Genomic DNA, 19,661 nt, shown 5'->3' on the forward strand with positions numbered 1-19,661 from the left:
TCGCCGCAGCGGTCCCGTGCGCTGGATTATTCCAGGCACCGGCTCCGACGTGCTGACATGAACAAACACGGGGGCGCTTCGCATTCATCTGACTGCCCTCCGTAGTATTACGCATCGTGACCGAGATAGGTCTTGACCGATTACCCACTAGTGGCGAGATGACGGCCTACCGCGCCTTCCTGCGCGCCCACGCCCGCGTCACGCGGTGCCTGGAAGGGGACCTGATCGCCCAGCAGCGGCTCACGCTCGCGGCCTACGACGTGCTGCGCGCACTGGCCGAGGCGCCGGAGCGGCGATTGCGAATGACCGAGCTGGCGGACGCGGTTCTGCTGTCCCGGTCCGGGGTGACCAGGCTGGTGGACCGGCTGGAGCGGATCGGGCTGGTGCACCGGGTCCGGGTGGATTCGGACGGCAGGGGAGTGCTCGCGGTGATCAGCGAGGCCGGTGAACACCGATTACGGTCTGCAGCCGACACGCAGCTCGCCGGGGTGATGCAGTACTTCCTCTCGGTGACCGAGCCGCAGGAGCTGGAACAGTTCGCCCGGATCTGCGAGAAGCTCGCCGCCGGTGGCGTCCCGGCCCCGCCCGGGCAGCGCGCCCAGGCATGATCGACCGCCGATCGTCGCAGGCGCCCGCGCGCTGCTGAATTGGTGCGAGCGGTGCTGCACCTGGCGGTGCCGGCCGGGCGCGCGGCGAAGAGCCCCATCAGGGCACGTCGTCGCGCTCGCCCGCGCCCTCCGCGGATTCCCGGCGGCGGCGCGCGCCCGCGCTCTCCGTGCCGGGCAGTTCGTCGCGCAGCCGGTCCAGCTCGCCGCGCAGGTAGTCCCGGGTGGCCACCTCGCCGACGGCCAGGCGCAGCGCGGCGAGTTCGCGGGCCAGGTACTCGGTGTCGGCCTTGGTCTGCTCGGCCCGCGCCCGGTCCTCCTCCAGCGAGACCCGGTCCCGGTCGTCCTGCCGGTTCTGCGCCAGCAGGATCAGCGGCGCCGCGTACGACGCCTGCGTGGAGAACGCCAGGTTGAGCAGGATGAACGGGTACGGGTCCCACGCCAGCCCGACCGCGAACAGGTTCATCGCGATCCAGGTGGTCACGAACACGGTCATCCAGAACAGGAACTTCCCGGTGCCCAGGAACCGGGCGATGCGCTCGGAGACCTGCCCGAAGACTTCCGGGTCGAACCGCACGGCGAACCGGCGCGGCATCCGCGGCTGGTCCAGCCGGCGGCGGGGCAGCAGTTCAGGCATCGTCGCTCGCTCTCCGCGCCGCCGCGGCGCCGGTTCGCGGATCACCCGGCGCGGCGGGATCGTCGCGGTCCGGCAGCCCGCTCTCCCGCCAGTTCTCCGGCAGCAGGTGGTCGAGCACGTCGTCCACGGTGACCGCGCCGATCAGGTGCTCCTGGTCGTCCAGCACCGGGCCGCAAACCAGGTTGTAGGCGGCGAAGTAGCGAGTGACCTCGGCCAGCGAGGCCGTCGGCGGCAGGCTCGCCAGCCCGGTGTCCAGCGCCCCGGCGACCAAAGTGGACGGTGGTTCGCGGAGCAGCCGCTGGATGTGCACGCAGCCCAGGTAGCGCCCGGTCGGCGTGGCCGACGGCGGGCGGCAGACGAAGACCATGCTGGCCAGCGCCACCGGCAGCTCGGCGTTGCGCACCATCGCCAGCGCCTCGGCGATCGTGGCGTCCGGCCCGACCACGACCGCTTCCGGGGTCATCAGCCCGCCCGCGGTGTCCGACGAGTACGCCAGGAGCCGTTTGACCGGCGCGGACTCGGCGGGCTCCATCAGCTCCAGCAGCCGGTTCTTGTCCCCTTCGGACAGTTCGGCGAGCAGGTCGGCGGCGTCGTCCGGGCTCATCGCCTCGAGCACGTCCGCGGCCCGGTCTTCGCCGAGGTGGGTCAGCAGGTCCTTCTGGTCGTCCTCGGGCATCTCCTCCACGACGTCGGCGAGCCGTTCGTCGTCGAGCGCCTCGGCGACCTCGTAGCGCCGTTTGGCGGGCAGTTCGTGCAGCGTGCTGGCGACGTCCACGGCGCGCATCGTGTCCAGCATCGTCAGCAGCTGCTCGACGCCCTGCGGACGGCCGCTGAGCTCGGCCACGGCGAGGCCGCTGACCTGGTCCCACTCCAGCACCTGCACCGCTCCGCGCCGTCCCAGCCGCCCGGAGCGTTCCCGCACCGCGAGCCTGCTGATCCGCCAGTCCCGCGTGCGGGTCTGCTCCAGCGCGGCGTCCACCAGCACGGCCGCTGCGCCGGAGGCGGCCACCGTGACCTTCGCGTCGAGCAGCTGGCCGAGCACCAGGACTTCGTTGGGGCGCTGGTGGAAGTGGCGCATGTTGACCGAGCCGGTGGCGAGGGTGACCGCGTTCGGCTCGATCCGGGTCACCCGCAGCATCGGCACGAAGATCCGCCTGCGCGGGGCCATCTCCATGACCAGGCCGAGCACTCGCGGCGGCTGGCTGCCGATCCGCAGCCCGGCCACCACGTCGCGCACCCGCCCGATCGACTCGCCGTCCGGCCCGAACACGGCGAGTCCGGCGACTCGCGCCGCGTACACCCTGTCGGTGGCTGCCACGCTGATCAGGCTAGTCGGCCCGGCGGGCACGGGCAGTCGCAGCGAGATCCGAGCGCATGTCGTGGCGGTCCGGGACGGGCACCAAGACGTTCGTCACACCTCCGGCGGCCGCCGCGCGTGATAGATACCGGATGCCGTGCTCGACGAGGAGGTTTTCGTGGATCAGCGTTCCCGCCGCAGTTGCCTGGCCGTTCCCGGTTCGAGCGCGAAGATGATCGACAAGGCGCGCGGTCTGGCGGTGGACTCGTTCTTCCTGGACCTGGAGGACGCGGTCGCGCCGCTGGCGAAGGCCGAAGCCCGCGGCCGGGTGGTGGACGCGCTCAACGAGGGCGGCTGGGACGGCAAGATCCGGTCGGTGCGGGTCAACGACCTCAGCACGGAATGGACCTACCGGGACGTGATCGAGGTCGTGGAGGGCGCCGGGGCGAACCTGGACACGATCATGCTGCCGAAGGTGCAGGGCGCCGAGCAGGTGCGCTGGCTGGACCTGACGCTGTCCCAGATCGAGCGGGCGAACGGGCTGGAGCCCGGCCGGATCGGCGTCGAGGCGCAGATCGAGGACGCCCGCGGGCTGGTCGAGGTGGACGCCATCGCGGGCGCGACGCCGCGGATGGAGGCGTTGATCTTCGGGCCCGCGGACTTCATGGCCTCGATCAACATGCGCTCGCTGGTCGTCGGTGAGCAGCCGCCCGGCTACGACGTCGGCGACGCCTACCACTACACCCTGATGCGGCTGCTGATGGCCGCGCGGGCGCACGACATCCAGGCGATCGACGGTCCGTACCTGGCGATCAAGGACCTGGAGGGGCTGCGGCGGGTCGGCGGCCGGTCGGCGGCGCTGGGCTTCGACGGCAAGTGGGTGCTGCACCCGGCGCAGGTGGACGCGGTGAACGAGCTGTTCTCGCCGCGGCAGGAGGACTACGACCACGCCGAGAACATCCTGGACGCCTACGAGTGGCACACCTCGGAAGCCGGTGGCAAGCGCGGTGCGGCGATGCTCGGCGACGAGATGATCGACGAGGCGTCCCGCAAGATGGCGCTGGTGATCGCGGGCAAGGGCCGCGCCGCCGGGATGTCCCGGCAGGATCCCTGGACGCCGCCGGAGAGCTGATTCCGCGCGTGCGGGCTGCGCGGGATCTCGCGAGTTCCGCCCGTGCGGACGTACCTCGTCGCCGCCGAAGCGCGGTAGGTTGTGATCAACGGGTCGTCGGGGGTGGCCGCGGGTCCGCCGCTGCCGGCTCGGACCGGATCGACCGAGGGGCGGCGGCATGGACGGCGGCGGCGCGCATCCGGCGGCGGGGCGCGAGCGGCACACCGAGAACGAGCGCGAACTCCGGCTCGCGCTGGCGATGCGCGGCGGGGCGAGCCTGGCGGTGTGGATCGGCGGCGCCGTCGCGGAGATCGACGAGCTGCGCCGCGCCACCGCCGAGCCCCGCGAGCACCCGTGGGCGAAGCTGGCCGGTCTGGCCGGCTACGACCAGGTCTCGGTGGACGTGCTCGCGGGCGCCTCCGCGGGCGGGTTGAACGCCACGCTGCTGTCCGCATCGATCGTCTACGGGATGCCGTTCGCGGACATGCGCGGGCTGTGGGTGCGGTTGGCCGACCTGGAGGCGATGTCCCGGGCGGTGCCGCGCTTCTGGCAGCCGCGGCCGGACTCGCTGCTGGCGGGCGACGCCTACTTCCGCGCCGAACTGGCCCGCCTGATCACCGAGCGGGTCCCGCCCGCGGAGCAGGCCCGCGACCTCGGCGACCGGCTGGACCTGCTGCTGACGGCGACGCTGCTGGACCCGGTGCTGGAGCGGCACTTCGACGCCCGGTCCGGGTCGCTGCTCGAGCAGCGCCGCACCGCCTCGTTCCACTTCCGGCACCGGGGCAGGTCCGGGCAGCCGCTGTCGGACTTCGGCACCGGCAAGGACTTCCCGGCCACCGCGCTGCAGCTGGCCGAGGCCGCGCGCGCCACCTCGTCGTTCCCGTTCGCGTTCGAGCCTGCGCAGGTGCATTCCGGAACCGGGGCCGCGCCGCCGGGCGAGCCGGACATGTTCGGCGTGTTCTCCGAAACCGCCACCGATTCCCGCGCGTTCCGGGTGATCGACGGCGGGGTGCTGGACAACATCCCGGTGACCGCCGCGATCCGCGAGATGGCCGCGGTGCCCACCGAGCGGCCCAGCACGCGCTGGCTGCTGTACCTGAACCCGGAGCCGGAAGTGGCTCCGGAAGGGCGGGGCAGTCAGCTCGCGCTGCCGGTGGCTTCCACGGCGCTGCGCGCGCGGATGTCGCAGGAGTCGCTGCTGGCGGATCTGGACGCGCTGGAGTGGCACAACCGGGCGGTGCAGCGCACCGAGCTGCGGCGGCGGTCCGTTTTCGCGCCACTGCTGGCCGCGGAACCCGTTGCGCGGCAAGGTGTGCTGCTGGCGCAGGCGGCGGAGGTGCAAGCGCAGAACGCGGTCGTGCGCGCGGAGCTGGATGCCCAGGCGGTGCTGCGGCTGCTCGCCGAACCGGCGGGCACCGAGGACGGCAAGCTGCTGCCGCCGGTGGTCGGGGATCCGCTGGCCGGTTGGTCCCCGCAGGCGGGCACGCGACTGGACCGCGAGCTCTCCGGCGGGCTGGCGCGCCGCGCCGCCGCTGAGCCGGGCGCGGTCTTCGACGACGTGCGCGGCCTGCTCTCGGGCGTGCAGGAATGCCTGGATTGGGCGCGGGATGCCGAACGCTGGGCCGACCGGGAGCAGCTGCCGGTGCTCAGCGCGTGCAAGACGGCGCTGTACCGGCTGCGCACGTTCGGCGAGGTGCTGGAGGGCCACGCGGACCGGTACTGGATCAACGGTGCGCGGATGGAACCGATCGTGGCCGCCGGCGAGCTGGCGGACTGGGTCCAGCGGGTGGCCGAGCGCCGCGACCGGCTGCAGCGCCACCTGCCGTCGCCGGTGCGGCCGCTGCTGGGCGCGGTGCTGGCGGAGGTGCGCCACGGCAAGCGGTTCCAGCGGGCGCTGGAGGACTTCGCGGGCGAACTGATGTCCATAGTGGACTCATCGGGTGCCGATGCGGTGCCGCACGACCCGGACGGCGTCGACGCGGTGGCCGAGGCGAACGCCGTGCTGCACGGCATCGCCGACCGGATCAGCACCGCGGTGCCGCCGCGCGCGCACGTCGAAGCGCCCGCGCAGTGCGGCTACGACCTGCTCGAACGCACCGACCGGCGGCCCGAGACGCTGCGCGCGCTGGTCGTGCTGACCGCTCCGCTGGACGTGGGCCGGGTGCCCGGCGACCACATCAACTTCTTGCGCGTGGTCAGCGATGCACCGTCCGCGTTGCCGTTCGAGGCGCTCGCGCGCGGCGGCGCGAGCGAGTTGCGCGTGGCGGACAAGGTGCGCGGCGGGGACCTCGGCAACTTCGGCGCGTTCCTGTCCGCGCGCTGGCGGGCCAACGACTGGATGTGGGGCCGACTGGACGCCGCATCCGCGCTGACCGAGCTGCTGGTGGCACCGCAACGGCTGGTGCGGCACAACGCCGACCTCGGCGCCAGCGGCCTGGCCGAGCGGTTCCGCGCGATCGTCACCACGCCGACCCGCCAGGAGCTCGGCGAGGCTGCGGAATCCGAGGGCTGGCGGGACTTCCTCGGCGAGTTGTGGAGCAAGCACGCCGATCAGGTCCGCGCCGAGCTGACCGCGCTGTTCGACGCCCCGGACCAGGAGCACGCCCTGACCTCCACCAAGGCGCTGGTCAACGAACGGCTGCACTGGACCATCGCCGCGCGCGAGCTGCCGTTCGTCGGCACCGTCGCAACCGGCGCCGATCCGGGTGAGCGTCAGGAACCGGACGTGCCGGAGCCGCAGCGGCTCGGCAACGACGTGCGGCGGTACGCCGTGGGCCGCCAACGGGTCGGCGATCTGGGCGAGCGCCGGACGGCCTCGATCGCGATCCGTTCCGGCCTGATCGCCTACCGCGCCGTGCGCCCGGGTAGCACCGGAGTGCTGCGGTTCCTCGGCCGGTGGGCGATGACGCTGGTCAAACCGCTCCTGATGGCCGTGGTGCTGGCGATCGCCGCACCCCGCAGGGCCGCGCTGGTGGCGTTCCTGGGCGCGGGCGCGGTGGGCTTGACCGGGATCGGCGGAGCGGTTCCGGGCGTTGCCGGACACTGCTCGCCCCTACCGCTGCGATCCTCGCCAGGTTGCGCGATCCTCCCGGGCCGGGGCTACGTCCACGCACCGTTCGGCTTCGCCCCGTTCCAGCTCACCGCGGTTTCCGCGGTGGCGTTCCTGCTAGCGGCGGTCTTCGCGCTGTGGCTCGGCTACCGGCTGATGAGCCACGGGCACGGCCTCGGCCGCTGGGTTCCCGCCTGCTTCGTCGCAGCGGCGTTGGTGGCGGTGTTGCTGTGGGCGGCGAACGCCGGTTTCCGGCTCGGGCCGACCGGTGTGGCCGGGGTTGCCGTAGTGCTGACCTGGCTTGCCGCGTTGGGGTACCGCGCCTCCGGCCGGTTGCTGGCTGCGGTGTTGTCGGCGGCTGTTTTCGCGGTGGCGGTGCTGGTGGTGATCCCGAGGTTCGGTGATACCGGCTGGCTGCTGCCGACCACGCTCGTCGCGGCCTACGCGCAGATGGTGCTGCTGTCCAGTGCCGACCTGCTGCGTCCCCGCCCACGGCCGGAACGCTCCGAAGGCGAAAGCGCGCCGCCCGCCGACGTCCGGGCGAGCGCGCCGACCCCGGCGGCGGAGTCCTGACCATTACGATCATCGGCGTGAGCGCTTTCTCGCAGCAGCAGACCGTGCGGCCCTCGGCCGCCCCCGGCACCCCGTACCACCTGCTCGCGCGCAACACCGCGCACACCTGGTGGCGGCCGTTGGTCGCGCTGCTCGTGGCGGTGCTGTTCGCCTTCGTCGCGCTGATCGCGGCGATGACCTTGCTCGTGCTGTTCACGCTGTTCCCGCTCGGCTTCGAGCAGACGCACGCGGCGATCCTGCTGGCCGACCCCGCGGTCATCGACAAGGTCCTGCAGGACGATTTCGTGCTGCTGGTGGTGTCGTTCGGCGCGTTGGTCGCACTGCTTCCGCCGGTGCTGCTGACCACGAAGTGGGTGCAGCAGCGGCCGATGGGCGAACTCGCCGGGGTGGAAGGCCGGTTGCGGTGGCCGTGGCTGGGCGAGTGCCTGCTGCGCGCCGCGCTCGTGCTCGCGGTGGCGTTCGGCGTTGCCGGGCTGATCAGCTGGATCACCGGCACGCCCACCGGACCTGGCTTCCCCGGCTGGTGGGCCTACGCGCGGGTGGCGATCCTGGCGCTGCTACTGGTCCCGTTCCAAAGCGCCGCCGAGGAGTTCGTCTTCCGCGGTTTCCTGCTGCAGACCTTCACCGCCTGGTTCCGCACGCCGTGGCCGGCGATCGTGCTCACCTCCGTGCTGTTCCTCGGCGGGCACGGCTACACCGACCCGCTGGTGTGGTGCGAGTTGCTGGTGATGGCGGGCGCGATGTGCTGGCTGACCGTGCGCACCGGCGGACTGGAGGCCGCGATCGGCCTGCACGTGGCGAACAACTCGCTGAGCCTGCTGGTCGGCGGCCTCTCCGGGGTGCCCGGCATCGAGCAGGCGGGCGACTTCGCCGTCGGCGACGTGGTTCCGTTCATCCTCGCCGTGCTCGGCTACTCCTGGTGGACCGACCGGAAGGCGGCCGGCCGCGCACTGCGCACGGTCACCGGCGGGCGCGCGCCGATCGCACCGTGGTCGTTGCGGGCACCACGCCCCGAGTCGATCTCCACCCCGGGGTGACCGGGTAGCCTGGGGTCAAGGGACAACGGGGCACGAAACGGTCGGTGGCAGAACCCCTGCGGACGACCGGCGTCTCCGCGTCCCGGCAGGTTGTGCGCTCCACGGAGGTGTCAGCGGTGTCCTACCCGTTTTCCGGCCCGGCCCGGTCGGCGCCGGGTTCACCGAACATGCCGACCCCGCCCACGGGGTGGCCGATCGGTTCCTACGGCACCTACGAAGAAGCGCAGCGCGCGGTCGACCACCTGGTGCAGAGCGATTTCCCGGTGCAGGACGTCACGATCGTCGGCGTGGACCTGATGCTGGTCGAACGGATCACCGGGCGGCTGAACTGGACGCGGGTGCTCAGCAGCGGCGCGGCCTCCGGCGCGTGGATCGGGTTGTTCTTCGGGCTGCTGGTGGCCTGGTCGGCCACCTCCGGCGGCAACCTGCTCGGCTCCGTGCTGGTGGGGCTGGGCGGCGGTGTGCTGGTGGGGCTGGTGTTCGCCGCCGCCGGTTACGCCTCGATGCGCGGCCGCCGCGACTTCTCCTCCGCCAGCCAGCTCGTCGCGGGCCGCTACGACGTGCTCGCCCAACCCCGGCACGCCGAACAGGGCCGCAACCTGCTGGCCCGGCTGGCGATGCGCCCGCAACCTTCGCAGTAGCGCGGCGGGGTCAGGGGCCTGCGAACTGCTGGACCCAGTAGTGGCCGTAGCGGCTGTGCGGCGAGTAGCCGTGGCCGACGCCGATGCTGGTGTAGGCGCAGTCCTCGATGTTCGCGCGATGGCCGGGGCTGTTCATCCACTGCTGGAACGTGCCGTCCGCGGCCCCGCGGCCCGCGGCGATGTTCTCGCCGACCCGCCCGGCGCCGGGCAGCAGGTGCAGCAGCCGGCTCAACGGCCGGGAATGCGCGAAGTAGTCGTGCCCGGCCATGTCACCGGCGTGATCGCCTGCCGTGCCCATCAGCCGCGGATCGGGGACGAGCGGGCCGCAGCCCGCCGCCGCCCTGGCCTGGTTGGTGAGCTCGACGATCCGGGCATCCGCAGGAATCCGCGGGTGCGCCTGCGCGGGCACGGCCGTGCACAGGACGATCAGCACGGGCGCGAGCAGGGCGCCGCCGGGACGCTTGGGGACGAACATCCGCACCACTCCTTGCGCAGCGAGTTTCGGTGCGGGGTTTCTAACCCGGAATCAGCGCGCCGACCGGCGGCGTCCGCGCAACGGGTGAGCCGGGCAGGCGGGACGGCTCACCCGGACGGACTCCGGCCGCGTCGTGGGCCCTCAGAGCTGCTGCGAGATGATCACGAACAGGGTAAAGATCCAGCCCATGATCAGCGCGAACAGCAGGGTCAGCTTGTTGGTGGCGAGACGAGTCATGACGGTGCCTCCCGGCAGCGTGAGCGAGACGATCGAATCGAACTTGCGGCTCACGATGTGGGGCGCTGCCGCCGCGGGATCAGCGCGATCCCGGCGTGCGCGGCTCAGGCGCGCGCAGCTCGGGCGTGCGCGGCGAAAACGGGCGTCGCGTCCCACATCGCGCCGGGTTTTCGGACCCGGCGCGGCACGGGACTTCGACCGGGGCGCGCCTTGCCGGAGCCGCCCAGCGGCAGCCGGCGGCGGGCGAACGCACGCGATCCCATCGCGTCCCGGCGCGGCCCATTGACGCGCGAAGTGATCGACACGGCTACCTCCCAACGGCACGGCGGGGGAATCTCGGCAGGGCGCCCAGCGGCGGTTGATCGATGAAGATCGGGACCGTGCGCACCCGGGGACTGCGTCCGTCTCATGACCGGGTGCCCCTCATGGCGCACCCGACGGCTGTGCATTTCCGATGACCGTGCGCACCTGAGGTGGTGCGGCACCGTCCAGTACATCGCACGGACGGCTCAACACGTTACAACACACGGTCACAACCACCTGTTCCTGCGGAAGATCTTGAACAGCACCACGCAGGCGATCATCATGACCAGCAGCGTCACCGGATAGCCGAAAGCCCACTGCAGCTCGGGCATGGTTTCGAAGTTCATCCCGTAGATCCCGGCGATCATCGTCGGCGTGGAGATGATCGCGACCCACGCGGAGATCTTGCGCATGTCGGTGTTCTGCTGCAGCGTGATCTTGGCCAGCGTGGCGTCGACCAGCGTGGTCAGCAGCTCGTCGAAGGACGCGACCCGCTCGGAGACCGTGGTCAGGTGGTCCTCGACGTTGCGGAAGTACGAGCGCACCTGCTCCGGCACCGCCGGGGTGTAGCCCTCGGCCAGCCGCTGCAGCGGTTTCGCCAGCGGCATCACCGCCCGCCGCAGCTCCATGACCTCGCGCTTCATCAGGTAGATCTGCTCGGCCTCGATCTTGGTGCGGGGCGCGAACACCGCGGCTTCCATCTCGTCGATGTCGTCCTGGATGGCCTCGGTGACCTCCAGGTAGCTGTCCACCACGTAGTCCGAGATGCCGTGCAGCACCGCTGCCGGACCCAGCGCGAGCTGCTCCGGATCGGCCTCCAGCTGCTTGCGGACGGCCGCGAGCCCGGCGTGCTTGCCGTGCCGCACGGTGATCACGAAGTCGCGGCCGACGAAGGCCATCAGCTCGCCGCTCTCGACGATCTCGCTGTTCGCGGTCAGCTTCTCGTTCGCGATGTAGCGGACGGTCTTGAGCACCATGAACAGCGTGCTGTCGTAGCGCTCCAGCTTCGGGCGCTGATGCGCGTGCACCGCGTCCTCGACCGCGAGCTCGTGCAGGCCGAAGGTCTCGGCGAGCACGCCCAGCTGGGTTTCGTCCGGTTCGTGCAGCCCGATCCAGACGAAACCGGAGTCGCGCCTGCGGACTTCCTCGATCGCCGCGGCGTGCGTCCAGTTCCCGGGCAACCGGGCGCCGTCGACGTAGACGCCGCAGTCGACCATGTAGGCCGACTCGGCGACCGGAGCCGCAGGGTTGCGGCGGTGGTTGCGCGCACCGCGATTGCGCCGGACGAGCGAAGGCAGGCTGGGCACGGCGGGACCTCCAACGGCGGGGGTTCGGGCCTGGGCGAGATCACATCCCGGATCGCGCATCCCCGCCGGCGCCTGCGACCCCTGGGTCCGGCGCCTGGAACCGGCCTAGTCTCGGATGGCCTCCCAGGCGGGGATGCGGTTGGTACTACTCGGAAGCGCGCTATCGGCACTGCCGCTCACGATCCCTCACCTCCTCCTGGCCGTGGACTCCTGCCGGGGATCGGCCGGTCGCCGCTTGCTCGCACCGGCCAGCGACTCACCATACCCGGTGTCGATCGAGCGGTCGGGGGTGGTAAGCGGTGCGATACGACACGCCCCCGGCACGGCGAAACGGGTGAAAATCGCAGATCACGATCACGGTTCGACGAAATGCCGGAAATGCCGAGATCACTCGGGAGGGATCTCCCGCGGAAGGCTGCTCCAAGACCGCAACGCGTCCGCCAGACCTTCGGTCAGCAGCCCGTCGGCGCGCATTGTGGCGAACGTCGCACCATCCGCCCACATCGCGTCGGCAGCGTCGTCACCAGGGAAAAGAGCGGTCTCGCCGGTTCGGCAGGCGTAGTCGAAGATCTCGTAGCCGGCACCGCGGCCGGGCCGGACCACGCGCCCGAGCAGCGCACCGACGATCACGGAGAGTCCGGTTTCCTCGGCGACCTCGCGCCGTACCGCCGAATGATCGGTTTCTCCGCTCTCCACGCGCCCACCCGGCAGCGACCACTTCCCCCGCGCGGGCTCGTTCGCCCGCTGTACCAGCAACAATCGTCCGTCCGCGGCGTGCACCACGGCTCCCACGCAACGGATGTAGGGCTCTTTCGCTACGATCACCGACACGGACGGTAGCTGATCCGCGCCGAGCGGTCTTCCGCTGCCCCAAGCGCGGTACATGGCTGCCCTAGCGGCGCCGAGTGCGGTACAACAGATCGGCAGGCGCCACTTTGATCACAGGCAGTTTCGGACGGGGTGCATCGCAGTGAACGTCAAAAAGATCCTGACATGGGCCGGGGTCGCCTTCCTCCTCTATTTCCTGTTCGCCGCCCCAACGCAGGCCGGTGGCGTGGTGAAGGGGGTCGGCGGCAGCCTCCAGGGAGCCGCGGAGTCGGTCATCCTGTTCATGCAGAACGTCTTCGTGTAGCGCTGAGAGGCGGTTGACGTGTTCGCGCCGAGAGATCCCGACGAGTACCTGCTCGAAACCGAGCGACGGGTCATCCGGCTCCGCAGGCACTGGGCCAGCTTGGTCTGGGAACTGTTCGAGGCGGTCGGGCTGCTCATCGGTCTGGTGCTGGTCTCCGGGCTGTTCCCGCAGGACGGCTCGCCGGAGATGCGCATCCCGATCAACGTCCTCTGGTACCTGGGCCTGGTCGTGCTGCTGCGGTTCACCTACCAGGTCCTGGACTGGTACGTGGAGCGGATCGTCGTCACCGACAAGCGCTTCCTGATCGCCGAGGGGATCTTCACCACCAACGTGGCGATGATGCCGATCGGCAAGGTCACCGACCTGACGTTCCAGCGCTCGCTGGCCGGGCGCATGTTCGGCTACGGCACGCTGGTGGTCGAGTCGGCCGGTCAGATCCAGGCGCTCAACCGGATCAGCTACGTGCCGAACCCGGACGAGGTGGAGGACGCGATCTCCTACCTGGTGTTCGGGGAGAAGAAGGCGCAGCAGGAGCGGTTCTCGATGCTCAAAGCCCGCCGCGCCGCGGTCGGCAAGCGCAAGGCCAAACTCCCCAGCTGAGTCGTGCCCCACCGGGGCCGCGGGTTTCCCGCGGCCCCGGTTTCGCGTGCGCGGACCCCGAGGGCGAGGGCTGCGGCCCGGTGCGGTGGAGCCATCGGCGAGACTGGGACGGGAAGTGTTCCCACGATTCCCGTAGCCGGGCTCCCGAGCGGAAAGGCCAAGCGTGCGCATCGACCTGCACACCCACTCCACCGAGTCCGACGGCACCGACACGCCGGCGGAGCTGGTCGCGTGCGCGCTCGCCGCCGGACTGGACGTCATCGCGCTCACCGATCACGACACGACCGCCGGGTGGGACGAAGCGGCGGACGCGGTGGCGGGCACGCGGCTGCGGGTGGTGCCGGGTGCCGAGCTGTCCTGCACCTGCCCGGACGGCAACGGCCGGGCGGTGACGGTGCACCTGCTGGCCTACCTGTTCGACCCGGCCTCGCACGCGCTCGTCGTCGAACAGGCCCGGCTGCGCGCCCAGCGGCGCGACCGGCTGCGGCAGATGGCGGTGCGGATGGCCGACGACGGCTTCCCGGTGGACCCCGACGAGCTGATGGCCGGGTTGCCGCCGGACTCCCCGGGCGGGCGGCCGCACCTGGCTCGGGCGCTGGTGCGCGCGGACATGGCGGGCAGCGTGGACGAGGCGTTCGCGCGGTACCTCGGCAGCGGCGGCCGGTACTACCTGCCGCGCACCGATACGCCGGTGCTGCGTGCGATCGAGATGATCCGCGAAGCGGGCGGAGCCACCGTGCTGGCGCACCCGTTCGCGCGGGCGCGCGGGCCGGTGATCAACGCCGAGATGGTCGGCGAGCTGGCCGCGCACGGGTTGACCGGCGTGGAAGTCGATCATCCGGATCAGGACGAGCCGACGCGGGCGCAGCTGCGCGGTCTCGCGGCGGAGCTGGACCTGGTGCCGACCGGGAGCAGCGACTACCACGGCACGAACAAGACGATCCGGATCGGGCAGGAGACGACCGCGCCGGAATCGCTGGAGCGCCTGGCCGCCAAGTGCACCGGAAGCCGAATCTTCGGCCGCTCGTTCTGAGGGCTGGTCTCGGAGCTCGTTCCGCGCTCCGAGACGCTTGCCCCGGGTTTCGTCGGCTCCTGCAGAAACGGTAGTCGGACGGTTGCGCCGAATGGCGCAGTGCGAACGGCGCCAGAAAGGCGTGTTCGGCCGTACCGGTACCGCCGAACGGGCCGACCGAGTGAGTTTTTCGCGCGTCACGGGGGGAATCCCGGCATCGCGGCAATGCTGCGTAATGTGGGGCACGTGCAGGACCAGCTCGGCCTCGAAGGCATTCCCAGCAAGCTAGTCCGGGTCACCCCGGCGAAGCTGGCGACCTGGGCGAGTTGCCCCCGCAAGTTCCGGATGGCTTATCTGGACCGGCCCGCGCCGCCACGCGCGGGTGCCAAGGCCGCCAGCACGCTCGGCGCTGCCGTGCACAACGCGTTGCGGATCTTCTTCGACCTGCCCGCGCAGCAGCGCAGCCCGGAACGGGCGGCTGCGCTGGTGCGCAAGTGCTGGAAGAACGACGGCTTCGCCGATGCCGCGCAGGCCGCCGACTACCGCGAGCGGGCGCAGCACTGGGTCTCCGGCTACGCCGAGCGAACCGACGCCGCGCCGGTGGCGGTGGAGCGATGGGTCTCCGCCGCCACCGGCACGATCATCGCCGAGGGCCGGGTGGACCGGATCGACCGCAGGGACGGCGAGCTCGTCATCGTCGACTACAAGACCGGCCGCAGGCAGCTCACCGAGGCCGACGCGCGCGATTCGCCCGCGCTGGCCCTGTACGCGACCGCAGCGCGCAAGACGCTGCGCGCGCCCACCGGGCGAGTGGAGTTGCACCACCTGCCGACCGGGTCGGTGGCGGCTTGGCAGCACAGCGAGGAGTCTCTCGGGCGGCACGTGGAATGGGCTCAGCAGCGGGCCGGGGAACTCGACGCGGCCTCCGGCGCGTTCGAGGCCGGGCACCGCGGAGCGGACACCTTCCCGCCGAGACCCGGTAGGCAGTGCTCCTGGTGCGATTTCCGGGCGCACTGCCCGGAAGGGCAGCAGGCGGCATCCGCGGCGACACCGTGGGCCGGGTTGGCCGAGTGACGGACCAGGGGAACCAGATGGAACCGAGCGGACGGCCGGGGAACCCGGCGACCGGCGACTTCGGTGGTAAGCACCGCCGGGCGCCGCAGGCGCTGCACCAGGCCCGCCGGCCCGAGGGCGGCAAGGTGGGCACCTGGCCGGAACGCGCCGTGAGTCCGCGCCCCAGGCGCGTGGGACCCGCGTCGCAGCAGCCCGCTCAGCCATCCGCACCGGAAACGCCGCCGGAACAGCCGCGGCTCGCGGCGACTCGCCGGGAAACCGCCCCCGCGGAGCCGCAGAGCCCGCCTCCGCCGCAACCGCCGGACGACGAGCCCAAGCACGCCCGCCGCGCTCCGGTCGCCCGGCCGACCCGGTTCGGGACGTTCCTGCGCGGCATCAGCGGATCGCTGGCCTACGGCTTCGTGGTGCTGGCGCTGAGCCTGATCGGAATGCAGATCTGGGCGGGTCAGCACGGCTGGACCGGCCCGGGCATCGGGACGATCAGCGGCCACGTGATCGGCGGCGTGGTCGCGGTGTTCTTGCAGGCCGTGGGTGACCACAGGCGCGATCGCACCGGTGCTGCGGCGATCTCCGGCGTGCTGGTTGTGGTGCTCGGGTCCCTGTGGTTCTGGTGGTGGCTGTAGGGCTGCGTGCCGGGTGCCGCTCGGCCCGGATGCCGCTCAGCCCGGACGCTGCTCACCCCGGACGCTGCTCACCCCGGATGCCGCTCAGCCCGGGGACTGCTCGGCCCGCGGACTGCTCAGCGCAGTGCGACGAGTGTGGGGCCCCGCTGTTCGAGCAGCGTTGAACCAACCGAGTCGACGCGCACCGGGCCTTGCCAGCCCTGCCGGTCGATCGGGATCGTCCGCTCGCGGGCCCCGGTGTTGCGATCCACCACGGCGAGCCCGTCGCGGACGGGCACGAGCAGCTTGCCGCCGAACAGCGCACCCGGCCCGAGCGTGTCCGGGACCGTCCACAGCGGTTCGAGCGTGGCCGAGTCTAACGCGACCGTGCCGGTCCCGGTGTGCCAGTACCGCATCCCGCTGACCGAAGCCCCGCCGATGCCGCGCACCTTGTCCTCGACCTGCTCGTACTGCTCGTCGTTCAGCGTGCTCACCCGGTACGGCTGTTCCGGAGTGGCGGCGGCCAGCCCGGCGAGCACGGACTGCTCGGTGATCCGCGGGTCGAAGCGGCTCAACGCGGCCGCGAGCGCACGCGCGGTCCGCTCCCGCTGCGGCACGTCCGGGCGCACGGCGACCGTCCACACCTTGTCCGGCGACACCGGCTCCACCCCGTCCGCGGGGACGGGAGCGTCCGCAGGCATCGGGGACTGGGACTGCACGCTGCCGGTGGCGTTGTTGTAGACCACGAGCTGCCCGGTGTCGCGCAGGAACACCGCGGTCCGGTTCCCGGTGACCGACACCGCCGTGGCCTCGGAGCCGCCGAGGACGGTGCTGAAGACCTCCTCCGGCTGCTCGTTGTCCTGCGGGTGCGCCTTGAGCACGGTCAGCCGCTTGTGCACGTCGGTCGGGCAGTCCTCGATCACCGCGATGCGGCCGTTGCCGACGGCGGTGGAGGGGTAGCTGCAGTCCGGGCGGCGGATGTTGTTGTTGGCGTTCTTCAGCGCGGGCATGATCCCGTACTGCTGAGTCCGCACCAGGTCGGAACGCCAGGTGCCCAGCACCCGCTGCCCGGTGGCGGTGACGTAGGTGCCGTCGCTGAGCAGCCGGGTGCCGAACTCGGCATCGGAGTTGCGGGCGGGTCCGCGCACCCCGGTGCTGCCCTGCAACGTGCTGACCTCGCTGCAGTTGGCTTCCTTGCGGTACACCGCGATCGCCCGGTTCCACTCGGACCCGACCGTGCACAGCGGCAGGTCCCGCGCGTAGCGCCAGCGGACCGCACCGGTGGCGGGGTCGTGGCCGAGCACCTCGCCGCCTTCGGCGCTGACCGCTGCGGGACCGGCGACCACCGGTTGCGGGGTTGCCGGGCTCGGGGCGCGCCAGGCTTCGCGCAGCGCGGCGGGAACCTCCGCGGGCTCGGCGGCGCGCTGGATGGAGCGCTGGGCGGGTTCGGAGTCGGTGGCGCGGGCGTCGCTGCGCAGCCACACGACCAGGCCTGCGACGACCACCGCCACCAGGATCAGCGCCACCGCGACGAGGTCGGACCGCGTCCGCCGTTCCGGCCGTACCACTGCACTCCCTGTAGTTCCGGTGACTGGGCTGTAGTCCGGTGACTGGGCCGCATCCCGGTGACCGGGCCGCATTCCGGCGATCGGGCCCGCATCTCGGTGCTCGCCCGCCGAGCCTAGCCACCCGGTCGGTCCGCTCGGCCAAGCGCCCGCCGCAGGATCGGCCGTTCGCGGCCGGCCGGGATGGGCGGGCGATGACACCTCGCGGCGCCGTGTCGTCAGCGCCTACCGGCGGACCGGTCTCAGCGAGACGACGCGGCGCACCGTCGGGTCATTCCGCGGCGGAGTCGGTGTTGCCCGCCGAACCGCCGCCACCGCCGCGGCGCCTGCGCCGCCGCTTGCGCGGGCCAGCGGTCTTCTCGGCGTCACCGCCGGATTCGGCGGGCTGGCTGCCGGTTTCGACGCTCACGCCGCCGCGGGTGCGCCTGCGCTGCCTGCTGCGGCCCGCGGGGCGGTTCTCCGAGCCGGACTCGCCCTGCTCACCGCCGGAGCCGCCGCGGGTGCGCCTGCGCGGTTTGCGCTTGCGCTTGGCGTCCTCGTCCGGCTCGGCCGCCAGGCCGTCGCGGGTGCGCTTGGACAGCGGCAGCCGCCCGCTCGCGTCCGTGGGGATGCCCAGGTCGGCGTAGAGGTGCGCCGAGGTCGAGTAGGTCTCCACCGGCTCCGGCTTGTCCAGGCCGAGCGTGTCGCTGATCAGCTTCCAGCGGGATTCCTCGTCCCAGTCGACCAGCGTGATCGCCACGCCCTCGCGCCCGGCGCGGCCGGTGCGGCCGATGCGGTGCACGTAGGTCTTCTCGTCGTCCGGGCACTGCAGGTTGACCACGTGCGTCACCGCGGCCACGTCGATGCCGCGGGCGGCGACGTCGGTGGCGACCAGCGTGTCGACCTTGCCGGAGCGGAACGCCCGCAGCGCCTGCTCGCGGGCGCCCTGCCCGAGGTCGCCGTGCACCGACGCGGCCGCGAACCCGCGCTCGACCAGCTCGTCGGAGAGCTTCTGCGCGGTCCGCTTGGTCCGCGTGAAGATCATCGTGAGCCCGCGGTCCTCGGCTTGCAGCGCCCGGGCGAGCAGCTCGGTCTTGTCCATCGCGTGCGCGCGGTAGACGAACTGCTTGGTGCGCTCGTGGATGGCGCCCGCGTCGGCCTGCTCGGCGCGGATGTGCGTCGGCTTGTTCAGGAACGTGCGAGCGAGCGTGAGGATCGGGCCCGGCATGGTCGCCGAGAACAGCATCGTCTGGCGCTGCTCCGGCACCATGTGCAGGATCCGCTCGATGTCCGGCAGGAAGCCGAGGTCGAGCATCTCGTCGGCCTCGTCCAGCACCAGCCCGTTGACCTTGCCCAGCACCAGCTGCTGCTGCTCGGCGAGGTCCAGCAACCGGCCGGGAGTGCCGATGACCAGGTCGACGCCCGCCTTGAGGCCCTCGATCTGCTGCTCGTACGGCCGCCCGCCGTAGACCGCCAGGGTGCGGATGCCCAGGTGCTTGCCCGCGTCGGTGAGGTCCCGCGCCACCTGCACGCACAGCTCGCGCGTCGGCACCACGACCAGCGCCTGCGGAGTCCCGTCGCCGGGCACCTGCAGCCGCTGCAGCAGCGGGACGCCGAAGCCGAGCGTCTTGCCGGTGCCGGTGCGGGCCTGCCCGATCAGGTCTTCGCCGCGCAGTGCCAGCGGCAGCGTCAGTTCCTGGATCGCGAAGGTGTGCTCGATGTTCGCCTCGCTCAGCGCGCGCACGATCTCCGGGTGCACGTCCAGCTCGGCGAAGGTCGGGGTGTCGGGGGCGCTGCTCTCCGCGTGCAGCGGCGCGGCCTCCTCGTCGGGGGCGCCGGTCTCGCTGTGCTCGAAAGCGTGCGCGTCCTCGGTGCCGTGCTGGGTCGACGGTTCGTCGGTGGCCTGTTCGGCCAGTTCGTTGTTGAGGGTCAGAGTGATCGCCTCTCTCAAATACCGGCGCGCTCTCGCCCGGCCGGTTCGGCCGGCATGGCGGCGACGCCCTCCGGCACGGTGGCCGCGTCCACTGCGCGGCCGGTCGCGACTATCGCGTTCCTCGTGCTCGTGGTCACCGATGTGATGGTGCGCGCCCCTGTTCGATCAGCGGTGGTCCCGCTGCTGGTTTCGGTCGGCATCACGGCGCGGAACTCGCTCCGCGCCCCCTGCCGCCGGTCTATCCGGCACAGGTAACGCCCGGGGACTCCCGCACTTGTCCGTCTCCGGGCGACCGGCCGCTGCACGGGGTGGGACCGTGGCCCGCTTGGCGAAAGCCTGCGACTCCGTGCGAGGAGAGGGGTCCGCTGCCGGTTGCCTGATGCCTATTGGCTTCTGCGACCGCCAGGATACCTGGTACCACCGCGTTCCCGGTTGGCAACGTGCCGGTGGCCACCACGTCCGGCGGGCCGACGCGCGCGGTCGGGCCCGCTC

The 19,661-nt window shown here is 71.9% G+C and carries 19 protein-coding genes; 10 read left to right on the forward strand and 9 right to left on the reverse strand.

Annotated features, from left to right (window positions below; translation table 11 throughout):
- Positions 1-158 precede the first annotated feature (158 nt).
- Positions 159-608, forward strand: a complete 450-nt coding sequence (locus V1457_RS12225; protein WP_295147546.1) for a MarR family winged helix-turn-helix transcriptional regulator — start codon at positions 159-161, stop codon at positions 606-608.
- A 97-nt stretch (positions 609-705) separates the two neighbouring features.
- Here V1457_RS12225 and V1457_RS12230 read toward each other — a convergent pair whose 3' ends face one another.
- Positions 706-1,242, reverse strand: coding sequence for a DUF1003 domain-containing protein (locus V1457_RS12230; RefSeq protein ID WP_295147543.1), 537 nt, complete (start codon positions 1,240-1,242; stop codon positions 706-708).
- On the reverse strand, positions 1,235-2,560 hold the full coding sequence (locus tag V1457_RS12235; protein ID WP_200073299.1) for a magnesium transporter MgtE N-terminal domain-containing protein: 1,326 nt from the start codon (positions 2,558-2,560) through the stop codon (positions 1,235-1,237). Before V1457_RS12235 ends, V1457_RS12230 begins: the two co-directional genes overlap by 8 nt.
- Before the next feature lie 157 nt (positions 2,561-2,717).
- Between V1457_RS12235 and V1457_RS12240 the strand changes: the two genes are divergently transcribed.
- From V1457_RS12240 to V1457_RS12255, 4 genes are all read left to right on the forward strand, one after another.
- Entirely contained in the window at positions 2,718-3,671 is a 954-nt protein-coding gene (locus tag V1457_RS12240) for a CoA ester lyase (protein ID WP_295147539.1), read from the forward strand.
- A gap of 157 nt (positions 3,672-3,828) precedes the next feature.
- On the forward strand, positions 3,829-7,272 hold the full coding sequence (locus V1457_RS12245; protein WP_338603634.1) for a patatin-like protein: 3,444 nt from the start codon (positions 3,829-3,831) through the stop codon (positions 7,270-7,272).
- A gap of 17 nt (positions 7,273-7,289) precedes the next feature.
- The gene (locus V1457_RS12250; protein ID WP_200073301.1) at positions 7,290-8,309 is read left to right on the forward strand and encodes a CPBP family intramembrane glutamic endopeptidase; all 1,020 of its coding nucleotides are present in this window, start codon (positions 7,290-7,292) and stop codon (positions 8,307-8,309) included.
- A 116-nt stretch (positions 8,310-8,425) separates the two neighbouring features.
- Positions 8,426-8,950, forward strand: coding sequence for a general stress protein (locus V1457_RS12255; protein ID WP_200073302.1), 525 nt, complete (start codon positions 8,426-8,428; stop codon positions 8,948-8,950).
- 10 nt (positions 8,951-8,960) lie between these two features.
- Here V1457_RS12255 and V1457_RS12260 read toward each other — a convergent pair whose 3' ends face one another.
- The 4 genes from V1457_RS12260 to V1457_RS12275 all read right to left on the reverse strand — a co-directional run bounded on the left by V1457_RS12260 (position 8,961) and on the right by V1457_RS12275 (position 12,097).
- Positions 8,961-9,425 carry a CAP domain-containing protein gene (locus V1457_RS12260; RefSeq protein WP_200073303.1) on the reverse strand — a complete coding sequence of 155 codons (465 nt, stop codon included), beginning with the start codon at positions 9,423-9,425 and terminating at the stop codon, positions 8,961-8,963.
- 141 nt (positions 9,426-9,566) lie between these two features.
- Positions 9,567-9,818: a hypothetical protein gene (locus V1457_RS12265; RefSeq protein ID WP_200073304.1), complete on the reverse strand. Its 252-nt coding sequence runs from the start codon at positions 9,816-9,818 to the stop codon at positions 9,567-9,569.
- Positions 9,819-10,192: 374 nt separating this feature from the next.
- Positions 10,193-11,332 carry a magnesium/cobalt transporter CorA gene (gene corA, locus V1457_RS12270; protein WP_407074763.1) on the reverse strand — a complete coding sequence of 380 codons (1,140 nt, stop codon included), beginning with the start codon at positions 11,330-11,332 and terminating at the stop codon, positions 10,193-10,195.
- Positions 11,333-11,659: 327 nt separating this feature from the next.
- The gene (locus V1457_RS12275) at positions 11,660-12,097 is read right to left on the reverse strand and encodes an NUDIX domain-containing protein (RefSeq protein WP_295148035.1); all 438 of its coding nucleotides are present in this window, start codon (positions 12,095-12,097) and stop codon (positions 11,660-11,662) included.
- A gap of 145 nt (positions 12,098-12,242) precedes the next feature.
- Here V1457_RS12275 and V1457_RS12280 point away from each other — a divergent pair, with 145 nt between their 5' ends.
- From V1457_RS12280 to V1457_RS12300, 5 genes are all read left to right on the forward strand, one after another.
- Entirely contained in the window at positions 12,243-12,404 is a 162-nt protein-coding gene (locus tag V1457_RS12280) for a hypothetical protein (RefSeq protein WP_200073307.1), read from the forward strand.
- An 18-nt stretch (positions 12,405-12,422) separates the two neighbouring features.
- Positions 12,423-13,004, forward strand: a complete 582-nt coding sequence (locus V1457_RS12285; RefSeq protein ID WP_200073308.1) for a PH domain-containing protein — start codon at positions 12,423-12,425, stop codon at positions 13,002-13,004.
- A gap of 163 nt (positions 13,005-13,167) precedes the next feature.
- Positions 13,168-14,037 (forward strand): PHP domain-containing protein, encoded by an 870-nt coding sequence (locus tag V1457_RS12290; protein WP_338603643.1) that lies wholly within the window; start codon positions 13,168-13,170, stop codon positions 14,035-14,037.
- Between the two features lie 204 nt (positions 14,038-14,241).
- Complete coding sequence (locus V1457_RS12295; protein ID WP_200073310.1) at positions 14,242-15,090, forward strand: PD-(D/E)XK nuclease family protein; 849 nt, start codon at positions 14,242-14,244, stop codon at positions 15,088-15,090.
- A 17-nt stretch (positions 15,091-15,107) separates the two neighbouring features.
- Entirely contained in the window at positions 15,108-15,713 is a 606-nt protein-coding gene (locus V1457_RS12300; RefSeq protein WP_338603648.1) for a hypothetical protein, read from the forward strand.
- A gap of 116 nt (positions 15,714-15,829) precedes the next feature.
- Here the strand turns inward: V1457_RS12300 and V1457_RS12305 are convergent, their stop codons facing one another.
- The 3 genes from V1457_RS12305 to V1457_RS12315 all read right to left on the reverse strand — a co-directional run bounded on the left by V1457_RS12305 (position 15,830) and on the right by V1457_RS12315 (position 19,306).
- The gene (locus tag V1457_RS12305) at positions 15,830-17,260 is read right to left on the reverse strand and encodes a hypothetical protein (RefSeq protein ID WP_338603650.1); all 1,431 of its coding nucleotides are present in this window, start codon (positions 17,258-17,260) and stop codon (positions 15,830-15,832) included.
- Positions 17,261-17,528: 268 nt separating this feature from the next.
- Positions 17,529-19,187 (reverse strand): DEAD/DEAH box helicase, encoded by a 1,659-nt coding sequence (locus tag V1457_RS12310; RefSeq protein ID WP_407074764.1) that lies wholly within the window; start codon positions 19,185-19,187, stop codon positions 17,529-17,531.
- A complete protein-coding gene (locus V1457_RS12315) occupies positions 19,184-19,306 on the reverse strand; it encodes a hypothetical protein (RefSeq protein WP_255520978.1) in 123 nt (40 codons plus the stop codon). The genes V1457_RS12310 and V1457_RS12315 overlap by 4 nt, the downstream gene beginning before the upstream one ends.
- Positions 19,307-19,661 lie beyond the last annotated feature (355 nt).

Source organism: Saccharopolyspora sp. SCSIO 74807 (assembly GCF_037023755.1).
In the GTDB taxonomy this organism is placed as follows: Bacteria; Actinomycetota; Actinomycetes; order Mycobacteriales; family Pseudonocardiaceae; genus Saccharopolyspora_C; species Saccharopolyspora_C galaxeae.

Bases quoted from the DNA above. Each gene is read 5' to 3' on its own strand.
- V1457_RS12260 (WP_200073303.1), bottom strand. From the start codon at position 9,425: ATGTTCGTCCCCAAGCGTCCCGGCGGCGCCCTGCTCGCGCCCGTGCTG.
- V1457_RS12300 (WP_338603648.1), top strand. From the start codon at position 15,108: ATGGAACCGAGCGGACGGCCGGGGAACCCGGCGACCGGCGACTTCGGT.
- corA (WP_407074763.1), bottom strand. From the start codon at position 11,332: ATGCGCGATCCGGGATGTGATCTCGCCCAGGCCCGAACCCCCGCCGTT.
- V1457_RS12245 (WP_338603634.1), top strand. From the start codon at position 3,829: ATGGACGGCGGCGGCGCGCATCCGGCGGCGGGGCGCGAGCGGCACACC.
- V1457_RS12225 (WP_295147546.1), top strand. From the start codon at position 159: ATGACGGCCTACCGCGCCTTCCTGCGCGCCCACGCCCGCGTCACGCGG.
- V1457_RS12295 (WP_200073310.1), top strand. From the start codon at position 14,242: ATGCTGCGTAATGTGGGGCACGTGCAGGACCAGCTCGGCCTCGAAGGC.
- V1457_RS12230 (WP_295147543.1), bottom strand. From the start codon at position 1,242: ATGCCTGAACTGCTGCCCCGCCGCCGGCTGGACCAGCCGCGGATGCCG.